The following is a 17182-nucleotide window of genomic DNA, read 5'->3' as shown; positions in this document are numbered from 1 at the left end:
ACCTCAATCCATCAGGATCGGTGTAGCTGATTGGATTCCCATTGACATAGCGGTAGACGTTTCTGCCGCCACTTATCCCAATCGGATCCTCACTCATCCACTGCTTCAACTGCGCATCGTAATACCTCGCCCGATAGTAAAACAAGCCCATCCCGTCATTCTCCCGCCCGGTGTACTGGGTCGCGTTGCCTTCCTCCGTCCCCATCACCTGCGTCTCGCCATACGGACTGTAGCCATACGCCGTGGCGACGCTGCCATCCTCCTTCGCGGCGAGGATCACGCTGCCCAGCGCATCGGTCAGCAAGGTTCTCTCTCCCTGGTCCGTGTATCTGGCAATCGCCTCATCAATCGCCAACCCGGTCAGGAGCGTCGCACTGATCGCACTGCCCCGAATCTCGGCAATCGCCTGCTGCCCGTCGTAGAGGTACTGCACCGTCTCGCCATTCACCGTCTTCTCGATCCGCCGGCCCAAGGCATCGTAGCGGAAGCTCGCCGTCAGGTTCGGCGCGGTGATTCCCGTCAGGCGGTTGGCGGCATCCCAAGTGTAGGTCGTGATCGCCCCGTTGGCCGCCGTCTTCGTCGTCAGATTGCCGTTCAGATCATAGGCCACGGTATGGCTCTGGCCGTCGATGCTGAGACTGATCAGCCGGTTGCTCTGATCGTAGGTCGCATCGATCGGCGTTTCGGGGATGCCGGCGACGGTGGCGTCGCGTCGCGTCCTTCTGCCGGCGGCGTCGTAGGCGTAGCCGACGGTGTCCAGCGCGCTGCCGTCATTGCGCTCGATCCGCACTTCCAGCACCCGGTCTGCATCGTCGAAGCTGTAGCGCTGCTTCATGCCGTTGGGCAGGGTTTTGCTGGTCAGTCTGCCGGCGGCATCGTAGCTGTACGTGGTGTTCCTGCCGCGATAGTCGATGCGGGTGAGCCGGCTCGCGGCGTCGTAGCTGTAGCTCGTCGGATCGCCGCCGTTGATCGTGCGCCGGGTTCTCCGGCCCAGCGCGTCGTACTCGTACTCGACGCTGCCCTGGTCGCTGACGACGCGGATTGGGCGGTCCAGCGTGTCGTAGGCAAACAGCAGATCGCCGCTCTGGCTGTCGCGGATCGCGGCGACGTTGCCGGCCAGATCATAGTCGGTGCTGGTGATGCGGCCATCGGCGGTGCGAACGTCGATGGGGCGGTTCAGGGCGTCGTAGCCGAGCGTCGTCGCCTGACCCTTGCGGTCGGTGATTTTCGTGAGATTGCCGGCGGCGTCGTACTCGTAGCTGGTGGCGCGGTTGGCGGCATCCAGCCTCTGGGTGAGTTGTCCCCTGAGGTTGTAGCTCCTGCGCTCGACCGGGTTGCCGCGCGGATCAGTGAGACTGGTCAGGCGGTCCAGCGCATCGTAGGCCAGGGTGGTGATGCCGCCGTTGGCATCGGTGGCCTGCGTCACGCGGTCCATCACGTCGGGCGTCAAGGTCTGACTATGGCCCAGCGCGTCGGTGGTTTCGATCAGGCGGTTGGCCTCGTCGTAACGACGACGACTGGTGTTGCCCAGCGGGTCGGTGGCGGCGACCAGATTGCCTTCACCGTCCCAGGCCAAGCTGGAGATGCGGCCGAGCGGGTCGGTGAGGGTGCTGGGCAAGCCTTGCGGCGTGTAGGCAATACTGCGAACAGCGCCGGTGGGATCGGTGCTCTGGATCAGGCGGCCCTTAGTGCCATAGGTCAGCGTGGTGACGTTGCCCAAGGCGTCGGTGATCTTGCTGGGCTTGTTCCAGGTGGGGTCGTACTCGATCCGGGTGACGTTACCCAGCGGATCGGTGACCTGGGTCACCTTGCCCTTGGTGTCATACGTGTAGCGTGTGATCCGCCCGACCGGGTCGGTGATGGACTGGACGAGATTGGTGGCGGGGTCCAATGTCTGGCTGGTGGCTCGTCCAGTTGCATCGGTGATCCGAGTGACATAGCCTTGACCGTTAAATCGGTATTCGGTCTTGCGTCCCAGCGGGTCGGTAACGGTAGTCTGGGTCACCAGGCTTCCGACGGTCTGGTAGGCGTAGCCGATGGCGGCCGTGCCGTCTTCCAAAACTTCACGGGTGGTGCGCCCGGCCGCGTCGTATTCGAAGTTGATCGCGCCACCCGTAGGGAGGGTACGTCGTGTCACACGATTGCTGGTGTCGTAGAGATAGCTAGTGACGTTGCCACCGGAATCGGTATGGGTGGCGAGGCGTCCAGAGCCATCGTAGGTGTAGCGCACGACTCGGCCGAGGGCGTCGGTAATACTGGTGATCAACGGATAACGCTGACCGGACACGTATTGGGTGGTGGTGATGGCATAACCACGGCCGTTGCTGTCGGTGATGCTGTTGAGGAAGCCGTTGCCATCGTAGCCAAACCGTATGGAATTGCCTTCCGCGTTGCGCATGGCCTGGACCAGGCCATTTGCGTTGAAGTCCATTTCGCCGCCGTGAGGCAGGCGCAACGTCCGTCCGCTCGCGGTGGAGCGGACTTCCCAGCCCAAGGCGCCGGACTTGCCGGTCTGGGCGCGATAAACGCCATCGGCTTCGCGGGCAAGGCTGTACTTGATACCGTCTGGTGTGGTCACCTGGACGGTATTACCAAGTTGCGGCGCCGTCCAGTCGTAGGTGGAACTGGTTCCCCGGCCGAAGAGACCAATGCGAGGATCGGTGCTGCGGTACTGGCAATTGAGCTTGGCGGGAACCAGAGCCTTGATCCCAAAACCTCTCATCTGGAGCGGCAGGTTGTTACCGGTCGCCAGGTCGACAGGACAATCGCTCTTAGGCTGTTTGAGCCCGGGCTTGTCACTGCTCTCGCCAATTTCCAAATCGGGGAGAGACCCGACACCACTTGCGTCACCGTTGCCCCCCGTTGGCCCCGTAGCGGCAGCGGATTGGGTGGTTGGATTGCGCTGAGCGAAGCTGGCACCGCAGCAAAACTTCGGAATGCCGACGCCCGGATCGGAAACAATGCTCTTGCCGTCGGCGCTTACGGTGCCCAGGCCCATGACCTTCCACTGGTTGCTGCTGGAGTCCGCGGTAACCGATTCGTCGTAGTACCAGAGAGTGATCTTCTCGCCAGGAGGAGCGTCGAGATCGTTGACCATGGTCACCGGGATCGGCTGCGTCGGATTGGCGCCGCCTTCGCGGAAGAAGTAGTAGAGATACACGCTGCGCGTCTCCACCCCGGCCGGCAGCGGCTTGATCGGCAGACGGTCGACGGGAATGGTGCGCACGTTGATCTGGGTGACCGGCGTGCCGTCCCAACCATATAGCGTGGCGCCCGCTGGAATGTTGAGGCTGTAGTTGGGCAGGTCGGGCATGGTCACCGACGCTTGCGTGCCGGGAACGATGGTGACTTGCTTGGTCGCATCCACCGGGCTCATATAGCTGGTGAGAACCAGATTGTCCTGACCAGCGGTGATCTGCACCGGCATGGCGATGGCGGAGGCGTAGCGCGTCGTTTCGGTGTTGGCGGTATGGCCATCGATCAGCACGATCTGGCTGCCCAGCACGGTCGGGGCGAGGAAGCGGTAGTAGCCGGAGGCGTCGGTCTGGGTTTCCTGCATTCCCAAACGAATGCGCGCGCCGACGAAGGGCTGGTCGTCACCGGCATGCAGCACACGGCCGCTGACGGAGGTCGTGCCGGCGGCCAGCACTTCGACGTTGAGCGTCTTGCCGCGCGTGACATTGCCAAGTTCAGTGGCACCGGTGGCCTGCACGGTGATCGGGTAGGTACCGGCGGCAAAGCCGGCGGGGACGGTGAGCTGCAGGCCGGATTCGCCATTGGCGAACACCGTCGGCCGCTCGAACTTGGCGGTGATGCCCGCCGGCAAACCAGCGACAGAGAGTGTCGCGGCATAGGCATAGGGCAACAGACCGCGGCTGTCGAGGTGAATGCGCGTGGTGCTGACGCCTCCCGGAGGCGCTTGCAATGTTGCCGGACTGAGGGTGAGGTCGAAGTCCTGTTGCAATTGGACGGTGAACGGCGTCGGGCTGGTCGCCGATCCCGCCGGGGTCGTAACGGTGACCGGACCGCTGGTGGCGCGCACCGGGACGATGACCTGCAGCGTGGTGGCGCTGGCACTGCCGACCACCGCACGTTCGCCGTTGAACCGCACTTCATTGTTGGCCGCGGTGGGATCGAAGCTTTCACCGGTAATGGTGACCGGGCTGCCCACGGGGCCAGTGGATGGGCTCAGCGCCGTGATGAGGATCTTCGGCAGAATCTGCAGGATCGCCGCGGCGGCGACTCGGCGCGGTGCGCTGGCCGTGATGACCACTTCGCCACGGGTGCTGCCGGTCACGCTGAAGCTGGCGCTGGTCTGCCCGGCAGGGATCAAGACGCTCGCAGGCGCAACGATACCGCCGCTGCCCCCGACAGTGAGACTGACCGCAAGGCCATCGGCCTCTGCGGCGACCGAACTGCTGACGGTCAGCGTCAACGCGGCATCTACCTTGAGGCTGGCGGTGGCCGCGCCGTCAGCAAAATGCAGGCTCAGCACCGGGACGGATTCGACCTGCATCTGCGTGGTGGCGCTGACGCTGCCTTGCACCGCCTTGATGCCGGCGGCACCGGCGGCCAGCGCCGTGGCAACACCGGTACTGGCGATGCTGGCGACGGCCGGAGCATCGCTGGTCCAGGTCACACTGTTGGTGATGTCCTGCTGCGAAGCGTCGGTGTAGGCACCCTGGGCGATAAAGGCGACCGTCTCACCGATATAGGCGAGCGGCGTTTGCGGCGAGAGCGTCAGGGCGACAAGCTCAGGCGCCGTGACGGTCACTTGCGAACTGGCGGTGCCGCCATTGAGGCTGGCGGTGATCGTGGCTACCCCTTGGGCGCGACTCGTCAGCGGGAATTCAGCGATCAATGCGCCGGCGGGAACCGTGACGCTGGCAGACACTTCGGCGACGTTGGGGTCGCTGCTGGCGAGCACGACCTGGGCGGTGTCGGCCGGTGCGCGCGTCAGGGTCAGTTGCAGGCGGCCGGGCACGCCCTTGGGCAAACTCAGCGTCGTGGGACTGAGCGTAGAGACCGCTGGCGGCGGCGGCGTGACGACGACATGGCCGGCGAGACTCGTCGTGTCGATGGTTACGCTCAGGCTGCCTTCGCCGGGAGCCAACGCGGTCACCGGCAGCGGCGCGCTGGTGGCGCCGGCGGGAACGACGATTTGCGCCGGCACCTGCAGGATGGCGGGCGTGGCGTTGGTCACGGTGACCGGCACGTCTTCGAACTGGGCGGCGTTGATGGCGAGCGTGAGCTGGCCGGCGGCGCCCTGTTGCAGAGGCAGCGGATCGGGCAGCAGGGACACCGGCACCGGAGCATGCGGGATGACGGTGACGTTGGCGCTCTGGCTGGTGCCGTTCACGCTGGCCGTCACGGCGCTAGCGCCCAACGTGAGGCCCGTCGCACCGACGACGACCGAAGTTTCGCCGGCGGGAACGATGGCTGTGGGCGCGATCTGCACAATGGCCGGATCGGCGGCAACCAGCGCCACTTCGGTAGCGGTGAGTTGCGCCGCGTTGAGCTTCACGGTCAGGCTGCCAGTGGCGTCCTGGCGCAGGGTCAGAGTTGGCGGGGTGAGCGCAGTCACGGCTGGCGCCGGCGGCAGAACCAGTAGGACCGACGAAACACTGCTGCCGTTGAGGCTCGCCGTAATGCCTGCGGTGCCCAACGTGATGGCGCCGACCGGCACAGGAGCGCTGAGTTGACCGGCGGGGATGACGACCTGGGAGGGCACGTCGAGAATGCCGGTTGGAGTAGTGACCAGCGGTACCGTAGTCGATGCCGATTGGGCGGCGGAGAGGGTAAGTTGCAGGTCAGTATGTGCGCCGAGGGTCAGGGTGCCGGTGACCGGAAGCAATGAGACGACTTGCGCGGCAGGTGGTACGACGCGTATCTGGCTGACGGCGAGGCTGTCGCCGGATTTGTCCGATAGGCGGGCTGTGATCTGGGCGTTGCCGTAACCGAGCGCGGCGACAGCGAATTCAGCGCGGTTTGAGCCGGCAGGAATGCTGACGCTGCCCGGCAAGCTGGCGACCGCGGTGTCGGAGGATTGCAGTCCAACGGTGACAGCACGCCGTGAGGCAGCGGAGAGTTCTATGGTGAGGGTGCCGTTGCTGCCGCGTACCAGATCGAGCTGGGCTGGGGTAAGACTGGTAATGCTGATCGTCTTGCGCGTAACCTGAACCTTGCCTTCAACGCTGTGCCCGTTGAGGCTGGCGCGAATCTCGCTGCGCCCAGAGGCGCGGGCCTCGACCGACACGCTGACGCTTGCCTGACCGGCGGCGAAGCTCACGGTCGACGGTACTCGGGCGACACGCGTCTCGCTGGAGCGCACAGCGAGTGTGCCAGCCAGGTTCGGCGTGGGAGCAAGACGGACGAGCATGGTACCGGTGGCGTCGGGAGCAAGACTCAGCTTGCGCGGATCGATGGCGACAGGAATGGGCTTTTGCTCGACGCCGAGGAAGGACAGCGTGACGCGTCCGCCGGGCTTGCCGGCCAAACGCAGTTCGAACTGGCTGGCGGGGGTGAGATCGACGCGCTTCTCGATGACGTAATCGTCGCGGTTGAAGTCGTTGGGACCGAGGACTTCCACACCGTCGATGTGCAGACTGCCGCTGGAAACGCGGTTGCCGTGCCGTCCGTGTCGGTCTTCGTCACCGTTCTCCAAGCGAAGTTTCCAGGGGCCGGCGACGCCGGCAGGAATGGCGATGCTCTCGCGATACACGTCCGGCCCGCCGTTGCCGCGGGTATAGGTCTTGGGACCGAAGACGACAATCGCTTCACCGCGCGCTTCGTCGTGATCGTCGCGCTTCTGCTCACGGTTCTCTCGCCGATCATCGTGCTTATCTTTGTCTGCATAGACGGGATTCAGACCCAAGGCGCAAACGCCGATACATGCGATTAGCAGCGCGCGGACGGCGCGGCCGAAACGGCGGCCGGTGGCCGACGTTGTCGTCGTAAATTTCATTGCGGTAACTCCTGTCGCGCGGACGCTATTTTTGGTTTAGGTAAGTCTCGGCTCAGCCCAACTCGATCTGCGCCGCTGCCAGTACCGCCGCCGGCACCTCGAACTCCTTGCCGCTGACCGTGATCAGCGTCACCCGCATCTCGCCGCCCATGACGGCGGCAAGGTTTACCTTTTCCACCCGCTCGCCTTCGGCATAGATTTTCAGGGCCTCACCCTGCGCTACCGATAGGGCATAGGTCGTTGAGGCCATCAGGACGCTTGATCCGGACGGGATATTGATGCTGCCCGTCGAGGTCGAGGCTTGCAGCGTGCCGGCAAGAGCGGAGGCGTTGGCAGTGACCTTGTCGGCGTAGGGTTGGCTGAGCGTCAGTTTCACTACAGTGCCAACCGGAATGCCCGATGCAGAAATAGTGATGCCCGCCGGGTTCGGCAGTTCGCCGGCCAGCGTTACGTCACCGGCACCCGATGGATTGGGCGGCACCGCGACGCCGCCGATACTGGTAATGGCGAGCGTGGGGATTACGCTCAGGCTGAAGGTGCCACCGGAGACGATTTCGACGCTGGAGCGGCCGACGCCACCACTACCCCCTGCGTTATAGCCATTTAGGGAACTACCACCCGAAAGACACCCTCCGGCCCCACCCGAGACATTGATCGAGCCACCGCCGCTGAAGGCCGGCGTAAGAAGGCGCACTGCACCACCTGCACCGCCACCTCCCGCACCGCCGCTATCATTGAATTGACCGCCCCATCCCCCGTCCCGGCAATCCCCATTATTGATATTGCCAGCGACGGCACCCGTCGCCTTAATGGTCCCCGTCAATTCGACTGGCCCGGATGCAACAAGCATCAAGGCACCGCCACCACCACCTCCCCCGCTACCTGGTAGACCCCATGCGTTCGGCCCCCCATTGCCTCCACCGCCACCAGAACCGCCTACCAACGGCAGCATCGTGTTTGACCCGTAGGCCGCTCCGCCATAGCCCGTACGTACGTTGGCAACGTAGGCTCCATTATTGGCAATGCACTGCGACGGCGCACCATATCCGGCAAACCCTCCCCCGCCACCGCCCTGCACGTAGTTGCCGCACGTTGTGCTGTTCTGGGTTCCGCCACCGCCGCCGCCTGGCCCAAGTCCAGTCCCCCCCAAGCGGTTTTGTTCCTGCAAACCACCACGCCCGCCATCGAAGCCTCCAGGCCCGCCGACACCCCCCTTGTTCATGTCCGCAGCCAATCCATACTTGGTTGTCAACGATGCACCACCACTGACATCAATGCTTCCGGCAATCTTGACCTCGCCTGTGGTCAAGATCACCACCGCCGTATTCGCAGAATTCTTGGCGAACTTGACTGTCACCCCGGCCGGGATGTTCACGGTCGTGTAGTGGAGTACACCGCTCGGCGGCAGTTGCACAGTGATGTTGGCGGACGGCGCAAAGGCACCGTCGGCGCCGGTGCTGCCGCTGACAAAGGGCGCAGCGAAGGCCGGCACAGCGGCAAAGCCGGCGAGCAGCAGCGCGGTTTGAACTAAAGTGAATTTGTGTTTCATTGCATCCTCCTTGAATTTGTTGTGGACCTACGGCTTGACGATACCGACCAGCGGCGCGATTACTGGTCCGGCATTTGCCGACACCGACCACGGAACTCCCTTCGCAATCCCTATTTGGCCCGAGAGCGCCAGAGTCGCTGGAGACACTGACCACGGCAATCCTTTGGCAATGCCGACCAGGCCGGAATACGCTTGGGTTGTTGGCGACACGGACCATGGCACGCCCTTGGCAATACCGATCGGGCCGGAGAGGGCGTGAGTAGTCGGTGACACCGACCACGGCACGCCTTTGGAAATACCGACCGGCGCGCCGAAGTAAGACGGATTGGCGGCGCCGGGACTGACGAAGACGAGCGACTCGACTGGCTCGTTCAGACCGGTGTTGCTCAGTCGAAGCAAGGTGGTTCCCTGCGCCACGCCGATGACGCCGAGGTTAGCCTCGGTCTGTCCTGCGGGGAGACTGATCTGGGTAACGCTCGTCTTGGCAATGGCCGGCGAAAGCGTGCTCAGGCTAAAGGTCTTCGCTTCGGCAAACGGTTCGCCCACGACCAGCGAAAACTTGCGCGCGATGTTGTCGGGGGCAACGCTGATTGGTTCCGGCACAAAAGCGAATGCGACCGCCGGGAGCACGTTGAACGGCAGGCTGACGCTTCCCGCCGCACCTTGGAAGCTCAGCTGCTGCGGACCCAGCGGCACCTGATGCGACACGGCGAGCCGAAAGTTGATCGCGGTCGCCGATTGCACCACATGGCTAACGACGATCCCAGGATGGCTGGTCTTGATCGCTACTCCGGCGAGTCCCGTGCCGCCAACTGCGACCTGTCGTATGTCATTACGGCGCTGGTCGGCCAGCGGCCCCGAGGTAATTGATGGCGGTAACGCCTGGCTAGGTGCGGTGACCTGCAGCACGTTGCCGGCAGCGTCGTATACATAATCGGTGCCGCGGCTCTGGTCATCGACACGCCGGATCAGCCGCCCCGCGGGGTCATAGTCGAATCGGTCCGCTGCTGCTTGCGCCACGCAAGCAGGACAAGCGATCAACGCAACCGCGAGGATTTGTATTTGGCGTGGCATCCGACTCAACCCAGTTCGGCCTGCAACGTCGCCAGCACCGCGGCGGGCACGACAAACTCCTTGCCAGTCGCGGTGATCAGCGTGACCCTCATTTCGCTCCCCAGAATTGTCACCAAGCTGACCCTCTCCACCCGTTCGCCCAAGGCATATACCTTCAGCGCTTCGCCCTGCGCCAAAGTCAGGGTGTAGATCGTCGAGGCCATCATCACGCTCGATCCCGCGGGAATGTTGATGTTGGCGGTCGCCGTCGAGGCTTGCAGCGTGCCAGCGAGAGCTGATGTATTTGCCGTGGTGACGGTTCCGGAATTGTTATTGAGGGTCAGCTTGACGACGCTGCCCAGCGGAATCCCACTGGCGCTCACAACAACCGCCAAAGGATTGCCCAACGACAACGGTGCCGTGACGTCACCCGATCCGGTCGGCGTCGCAGGTACAGCTTGACCGCCGATACTCGTGATGAAGAGACTTGGCAAGAGTGCGAGGTTGAAAGCTCCGCCGTTGGGAATGACTTCGATGCTTGATCGGCCCAAGCCACCAAATTGATTACAACCTGGGGTCGTCTGGCTTGTAACATTGACGGCCCCACCGCCGCTGAAAGCAGGAGCGATGATTCGAACCATTCCTCCCGATCCGCTTGCGCCAAGAGTTCCGTCGCAGGAATTCAGATTCCCGCCTACGCCTCCCCTGGCGCTAATACTTCCCGTTAGTTCCACCGCTGTGGAAGAAACTATCAATAGGGCACCGCCGCCGCCACCGCCGCCCGACCCGGTACGGTCGGTTGAAAGCGCCCCCCCGAATCCGCCAGCGCCGCCGGAGCCCCCGATCACCGGTAGCATGGCATTTGATCCGTAGGTCGGTCCGTTGGGACAATATGTATGATGTCCCCCGTTCCCTGTTCCGGCAAAGCTTCCGGCGCCTTGCCCACCGCATTCAAGCCCGCTAGTTCCACCGCCAGGCCCATAGCCAGCACCCCCTCTGCGGTTCTGTTCCGGGGCACCCCCCATGCCGCCGTTGAACCCCCCTGGCCCTCCGAGGCCCCCTTTGTTGGTTACGCCAAGCACCACCGGCAAGGTCGTGGTGGTTCCATTTTCACCATCGAGGTTGATCGCTCCAGCGATCTTCACTAAACCAGTCGCCAACAGCACGACCGGAGTGTTCGCGGCGTTTCGCTGATAACGTACCGTGATACCTAACGGGATCGTAACAGTGGTGTAGTTCAGCACACCGCTAGGCGGTAGCGGAACCACAGTGTTCGCAGTCGGCGTGAAGGCGCCGTCGGCGCCCGTGCTGCCACTGTCGAATGTGGCGGCGTACACTGCGCAACTTATCGTGGTTGTGAATGACGCGACAAAGATCATCAGGCGACGAAGGCTTCTCATGACAACTCCTATTTCCTCAGGGACGGGCGATTCCTACCAGCGGAGCAACCAGCGGATTCGTGGTTGCCGATATATACCAAGGGGTTCCGCGCACGATGCCCACGGTCCCGGAGTTTGAGCGCGCATCTGGCGACATGTACCAGGGGGTACCACGCGCAATACCGATCGCAGTCGAATTCCATGTCGCGCTTGACGACGCATACCAAGGCGTGCCGCGCGAGATGCCAACCGCACTGGAGTTCGCCATGGCACCCGGCGACGCGTACCAGGGAACAGCGCGTGAAATGCCGACGTAGGACGTCGACGCCATCGATGTCGGCGAAAGGTAGGTAGGCAAGCCACGCGATACGCCGACCGCAGTGCCCAGACGCATGAGATCGGCCAACCCGGAACCAACGTAGACGAGGGATTCGACCGGTTCGTTGAGTCCAGTGTTGTAGAGACGCAGCAGCGTAGTGCCCTGGGTTATGCCGATGATGCCGAGATTCGCTTGCGTCTGTCCGGGCGCGAAGCTGATCTGCGCAGCGCTTGGTTTTGCTATTCCTGACGACAAGGTTGCCAGGCCGAAAGTTTTGGCGTCTGCAAATGGTTCGGACAATTGCAGTGAAAACTTGCGTGCAATATTGTCTGGCGCAACACTTATCGGCTCTGGCACGAAGGTGAATCCAACCGCAGGCAGAACATTGAAGGGTAGGGAAACGCTGCCGGCTGAGTTCTGAAACACTACCTCTTGCCGTCCAAGCGGTACCTGATTCGACACCCAAAGCCGGAAGCTGGCTGCGGTCGCGGTTACCACCAGTCCGGTGACGACGATGCCAGGATGGCTGGTCTTGATCGACACTCCGGCAAGGCCGCTACCACCGACCGACACCTGTCTGACTTCATTGCGACGCTGATCTGGGAGCGGACCTGATGTGATCGATGGCGGCAACGCCTGACCAGGCGCGCCGACCTGCAGCACATTGCCCGCGGGATCATATACATAATCTGTGCCGCGACTCTGATCGTCAATGCGCCGGATCAGCCGTCCGGCCGGATCGTAATCGAAGCGGTCTGCCGCCGCATGGACAGCGCCTGCGGACAAACAGCAAACCACGACGGCAAGCCTTCGCGATATGTTGCGCGAGTGTCTCCCCACTTCTCCCCCGTTCGCCCATTGGACGACCTGCAATCATCAACACCGTGCGCTCCTGAAATCGGGCGCTGCGGTAAATCTGGTCGAGCCAAGGGCTCGCGTGTACTGCTTGTCCTGCTTGCTGAAAGGGAGTGCACCAGCCGCTTGTAGTTTTTATTCTTGGTCTCGCTCAATCAACGACGTGCGACCCAAGTGGCGAAGCGCGAATGTGTCATATGCACAAAAAATTGTCAACAAGCATAAGACAACCGCATTGTATCGAAGGTTCGCTTCAACACTAACTAAACAAATTCAAGCAAATATCATGATGCGAAAATGGGGAGATATTGACATCAGCACCTCGGCTCGCCGCTCCGGCGGACGCCTCACTCCACGGTGACGCTTTTCGCCAGATTGCGCGGCTTGTCCACATCCGTGCCCTTGACCAGCGCCACGTGATAGGACAGCAGTTGCAGCGGCACTACGTGCAGCACGGGCGAGAGCAGGCCGTAGTGCTCGGGCAGGCGCAGCACATGCACGCCGTCTTCCGCATCCACCGCGGAATCGGCGTCGGCGAAGACGTAGAGCTCGCCGCCGCGCGCGGCGACTTCCTTGAGGTTGGACTTGAGCTTTTCCAGCAGGGCGTCGTTGGGTGCGATGCTGATCACCGGCATGTCCTTATCCACCAGCGCCAGTGGGCCGTGCTTGAGCTCGCCGGCGGGATAGCCCTCGGCGTGGATGTAGGAGATTTCCTTGAGCTTCAGCGCGCCTTCCAGCGCGATCGGATAGTGGTGGCCGCGACCGAGGAAGAGCGCGTGCTGCTTGGCGGCGAAGCGCGCGGCCCAGGCCTTGATTTCGGGTTCGAGGGCCAGCACTTTCTGCACCGCCACCGGCAAGTGGCGCAGCGCCGTCAGGTGCGCGGCTTCCTGCTCGGCGCTCAGGCGTCCGACCTGCTTGGCCAGCGTCACCGCGAGCAGGAACAGCGCCGCCAACTGGGTGGTGAAGGCCTTGGTCGAGGCGACGCCGATCTCGGGTCCGGCGCGGGTCAGGAAGCGCAGCGCGCATTCGCGCACGATGGCCGATTCGGGAACGTTGCAGATCGCCAGCGTGCGCCCCATGCCGAGCGCCCGCGCATGCTTGACCGAGGCCAGCGTGTCGGCGGTTTCGCCCGACTGCGAGATCGCCACCACGAGCTGTTCCGGATTCGGCACCGAGACGCGGTAGCGGTACTCGCTGGCGATTTCGACGCTGCAGGGAATGCCGGCCAATTGCTCGATCCAGTAGCGCGCGACGAGGCCGGAGTGGTAGCTGGTGCCGCAGGCCAGGATCAGCACCGAGCGCACGCCGCCCAGCATTTCCGGCGCGGCGACGCCGAACAGGTTGGGGCTCAGGGTCTGCGCGCCGCCGATCATCTCGAGCGTCGCGGCCAGGGCCTGCGGCTGCTCGAAGATTTCCTTCTGCATGTAGTGCCGGTAGTCGCCCAGCTCGACGTCGTCGGCGGAGAGCGTGCTTTCATGCACCGGGCGATCGGCCGGCACGTTCGCCGCCGTACCGTCAGCGGCAACTATCCGGATTGCATCGCGGCGAAGCTCGGCGACGTCGCCGTCTTCGAGATAGATCATGCGCCGCGTGACCTGCAGCAGGGCCGCGGCATCGGACGCCGCGTAGTTGCCGGCATGTTCACCTTGGCCGAGACCCAGCAGCAGCGGCGCGCCATGGCGGGCGACGACGATGCTGTCGTCCCACTCGCGCAGCACGGCGATCGCATAGGCGCCGGTCAGGCGCGCGGTCGCCAGGCGTACCGCGGCGAACAAGTCGGGTGCCGACTGCAGTGTGTGCTGGATCAGGTGGGCGATCACCTCGGTGTCGGTATCCGAATTGAAGACGTAGCCGGCGGCCAGCAGTTCCTGCTTGAGCTCGACGTAGTTCTCGATGATGCCGTTATGCACCACCGCCAGCCCGGCCGACACATGCGGATGCGCGTTGCGCTCGGAAGGCACGCCGTGCGTGGCCCAGCGCGTGTGGGCGATGCCGTGGTGCGCCGTCTGGCCCGCCGCCTGCAGCGCCAGTTCGGCGACGCGGCCGACGCTGCGCAGGCGGGTCAGGGTCGGGTTGAGCAGGGCCAGGCCGGCCGAGTCGTAGCCGCGATACTCCAGCCGGGTCAGGCCTTCGATCAGTAACGGGACGATGTTGCGCGCGGCAACGGCTGCGACGATGCCGCACATGGTTCAGTCCTTTTTCTGCGGTTTCTGGGTCTTGACCGGCCGTTTCCAGCCGGGCACGGCGACCTGTTTGGCGCGCGACACGGTGAGCTGGTCGGGCGGGGCGTCGCGCGTCAGCGTGGTGCCGGCGCCCAGCGTGGCGCCGCGGCCGACCGTAACCGGCGCCACCAACTGGGTATCGGAGCCGATGAAGACGTCGTCTTCGATCACGGTACGGAACTTGTTGGCACCGTCGTAATTGCAGGTGATGGTGCCGGCGCCGACATTGACCCGGCTGCCTATGGTGGCGTCGCCGAGATAGGCCAGGTGATTGGCCTTGGAGTGGTCGGCGATGCTGGAATTCTTCACCTCGACGAAGTTGCCGATATGCACATCACATCCCAGTTCAGTGCCGGGGCGCAGGCGTGCGAAGGGGCCGACGATGCTGCCGGCGCCAACCACCGCGTCTTCCAGCACACAGTTGGCCTTGATGCGCACGCCGTCGCCAAGCACCACACGACCCTCGAACACACAATTGACGTCGATGCTGACGTCGCGGCCGCAGACCAGTTCGCCGCGCACGTCGATGCGCGCCGGGTCGGCCAGCGTCACGCCGGCTTCCATCAGCGCATCGGCGACATTGCGCTGATGCACGCGCTCCAGCGCGGCGAGTTGCAGCTTGCTGTTGACGCCTTCGGTCTCCCATGCCGCAGCAGGATGCGCGGTGACCACCGGCATGCCTTCGGCGACCGCCAGGGCGACGATGTCGGTCAGGTAGTACTCGCCCTGCGCATTGCGATTGCCCAGGGTCGGCAGCCAGCGCGCCAGCGCCGCGGTCGGCGCGACGAGGATGCCGGTGTTGATTTCGCGTATGGACTTTTCGGCATCGTCGGCGTCCTTTTCCTCGACGATGCGCGTCACCAGACCCTCGCTTCGGACGATGCGGCCATAACCCTGCGGGTTGTCGACATGCGCGGTGAGCAGCGCCAGCTTGTCGCTGCCGGCCGCTGCGATCAGGCGCTTGAGCGTGCCAGTGCGCGTCAGCGGCACGTCGCCGTAGAGCACCAAGGTGGAACAAGCGGTGGAAGAAACGGTTGAAGATCCGGTTGGCGCTGACGCCGCGGTGGCCGGCATCGCCTGCAGCACCGCATGTCCGGTGCCGAGCTGGGGTTCCTGCCTGGCCCAGTTCAGGTCGGGGGCATCGAGCGCTGCGCGCACCCGCTCGCCGCCGTGGCCATACACCACGCAGATATTCCCGGCGCCGAGTTCGCGCGCGGTGTCGATCACATGCCCCAGCAAGGCCTTTCCCGCCAGCGGATGCAAGACCTTGGGCAAGTCGGAATGCATCCGCTTGCCCTGCCCCGCGGCGAGAATGACGACGTTCAAGGCGCGCTCAACGCGGCAGGATCGTGGAGCCCATCAGAAACTGGTCCACAGTGCGTGCACACTGGCGGCCTTCGCGTATCGCCCAGACCACCAGCGACTGGCCGCGCCGCATGTCGCCGGCAGCGAACACGCCGGGCACCGTGGTGCTGTAGGCCTGCTCGCCTTCGGTATTGGCGCGAGCATTGCCGCGGCCATCCTTGTCGATGCCGAAGGCATCGAGTATGCCGCCCACCGGATTGACGAAGCCCATGGCGAGGAAGGCGAAGTCGGCCGGGATCTCGAATTCGGAACCGGGAACTTCGTTCATCCTGCCGTCGGCCCAGGCCAGATGCACGGCCTTGATGGCCTTGAGGCGGCCATTTTCACCGACGAATTCCTTGGTGCCGATGGCCCAGTCGCGCGCGCAGCCCTCGTCGTGCGACGACGAGGTGCGCATCCGCAGCGGCCAGTAAGGCCAGGTCAGCGGGCCGTTCTCCTGCTCGGGCGGACGCGGCATCAACTCGATCTGGGTGATGCTGGCCGCGCCGTGGCGATTGGAGGTGCCGACGCAGTCCGAGCCGGTATCGCCGCCGCCGATGACGACAACATGCTTGCCATGGACGTTGATCGGGTTCTTGGCGCCGCCGGAGACTTCCTTATTCTGCGGTATCAGGAATTCGAGCGCGAAATGCACGCCCGCGAGCTCGCGTCCCGGCACCGGCAGGTCGCGCGGATTCTCGGCGCCGCCGGCCAGAATCACGGCATCGAAATCCTTCTTCAACTGCTCCGGGCTGACGGTCTTCTTCGCATCGTTGATCACGCCCTTGGGCAGGGCCGCGTCGGTGACCATGGTGCCGGTGACGAACTTGACGCCCTCCGCCTTCATCTGGGCCATGCGCCAGTCGATCAGCCGCTTGTCGAGCTTGAAGTCGGGAATGCCGTAGCGCAGCAGCCCGCCGATGCGGTCGTTCTTCTCGAACACCGTGACGGCATGGCCGACGCGCGCCAACTGCTGCGCCGCGGCCAGTCCGGCCGGGCCGGAGCCGACGACGGCGATCTTCTTGCCGGTCTGGTGCGCCGCCGGTTGCGGCACGACCCAGCCGTTCTCGCCGGCCTTATCGATGATGGCGCGTTCGATCGACTTGATGCCGACTGGCGTCTGCGGAATGTTCAGCGTGCAGGCCGCCTCGCAGGGCGCGGGACAGATGCGGCTGGTGAGTTCCGGAAAATTGTTGGTCGAGTGCAGGGTCTCGATCGCCTCGCGCCAACGGCCCTTGTAGACCAGGTCGTTCCAGTCCGGGATCAGGTTGTTGACCGGGCAGCCGTTGTTGCAGAAGGGAATGCCGCAGTCCATGCAGCGCGCGCCCTGAATTTTCGCCTGCTCATCGTTCAGGTGCGGGATGAACTCGTGGTAATGGAGAACACGCGTCGCGGCCTTTTCATAGGTTTCCGAAATGCGCTGGAATTCGAGGAATCCGGTGGGCTTACCCATTACGCTGCCTCCGCAGGGCCGCCCCAAGGGGGCAGCAAGTCGTT

8 protein-coding genes are annotated in these 17182 nt (G+C 63.9%); all 8 read right to left on the bottom strand.

From position 1 onward, the window contains the following. A partial coding sequence (locus RMO95_RS20950; protein WP_310452626.1) for an RHS repeat-associated core domain-containing protein occupies positions 1 to 6964 on the bottom strand: 6964 nt, incomplete at its 3' end. Between the two features lie 52 nt (positions 6965 to 7016). Next, positions 7017 to 8513 (bottom strand): hypothetical protein, encoded by a 1497-nt coding sequence (locus RMO95_RS20945; RefSeq protein WP_310452625.1) that lies wholly within the window; start codon positions 8511 to 8513, stop codon positions 7017 to 7019. Positions 8514 to 8540: 27 nt separating this feature from the next. Next, positions 8541 to 9587, bottom strand: coding sequence for an RHS repeat domain-containing protein (locus tag RMO95_RS20940; protein WP_310452624.1), 1047 nt, complete (start codon positions 9585 to 9587; stop codon positions 8541 to 8543). Between the two features lie 5 nt (positions 9588 to 9592). Continuing rightward, entirely contained in the window at positions 9593 to 10207 is a 615-nt protein-coding gene (locus tag RMO95_RS20935) for a hypothetical protein (RefSeq protein ID WP_310452623.1), read from the bottom strand. Positions 10208 to 10982: 775 nt separating this feature from the next. Further along, on the bottom strand, positions 10983 to 12050 hold the full coding sequence (locus tag RMO95_RS20930; protein ID WP_310452622.1) for an RHS repeat domain-containing protein: 1068 nt from the start codon (positions 12048 to 12050) through the stop codon (positions 10983 to 10985). Between the two features lie 416 nt (positions 12051 to 12466). Then, complete coding sequence (gene glmS, locus RMO95_RS20925) at positions 12467 to 14305, bottom strand: glutamine--fructose-6-phosphate transaminase (isomerizing) (protein ID WP_310452621.1); 1839 nt, start codon at positions 14303 to 14305, stop codon at positions 12467 to 12469. A 3-nt stretch (positions 14306 to 14308) separates the two neighbouring features. Beyond that, positions 14309 to 15667, bottom strand: a complete 1359-nt coding sequence (gene glmU, locus RMO95_RS20920) for a bifunctional UDP-N-acetylglucosamine diphosphorylase/glucosamine-1-phosphate N-acetyltransferase GlmU (RefSeq protein ID WP_310452620.1) — start codon at positions 15665 to 15667, stop codon at positions 14309 to 14311. Positions 15668 to 15674: 7 nt separating this feature from the next. Continuing rightward, positions 15675 to 17138, bottom strand: a complete 1464-nt coding sequence (locus tag RMO95_RS20915) for a glutamate synthase subunit beta (RefSeq protein ID WP_310452619.1) — start codon at positions 17136 to 17138, stop codon at positions 15675 to 15677. Between the last annotated feature and the right edge of the window lie 44 nt (positions 17139 to 17182).

The sequence above is a fragment of the Sulfuritalea sp. genome (assembly GCF_031426875.1).
In the GTDB taxonomy this organism is placed as follows: domain Bacteria; phylum Pseudomonadota; class Gammaproteobacteria; order Burkholderiales; family Rhodocyclaceae; genus Sulfuritalea.
Note: the sequence above shows the minus strand (reverse complement) of the source record. Positions and strands in the feature narration are given on the sequence as shown.

Coding starts and splice junctions, on each gene's coding strand:
- RMO95_RS20945 (WP_310452625.1), bottom strand. CDS start 8,513: ATGAAACACAAATTCACTTTAGTTCAAACCGCGCTGCTGCTCGCCGGC.
- RMO95_RS20940 (WP_310452624.1), bottom strand. CDS start 9,587: ATGCCACGCCAAATACAAATCCTCGCGGTTGCGTTGATCGCTTGTCCT.
- RMO95_RS20935 (WP_310452623.1), bottom strand. CDS start 10,207: ATGGTTCGAATCATCGCTCCTGCTTTCAGCGGCGGTGGGGCCGTCAAT.
- glmS (WP_310452621.1), bottom strand. CDS start 14,305: ATGTGCGGCATCGTCGCAGCCGTTGCCGCGCGCAACATCGTCCCGTTA.
- RMO95_RS20915 (WP_310452619.1), bottom strand. CDS start 17,138: ATGGGTAAGCCCACCGGATTCCTCGAATTCCAGCGCATTTCGGAAACC.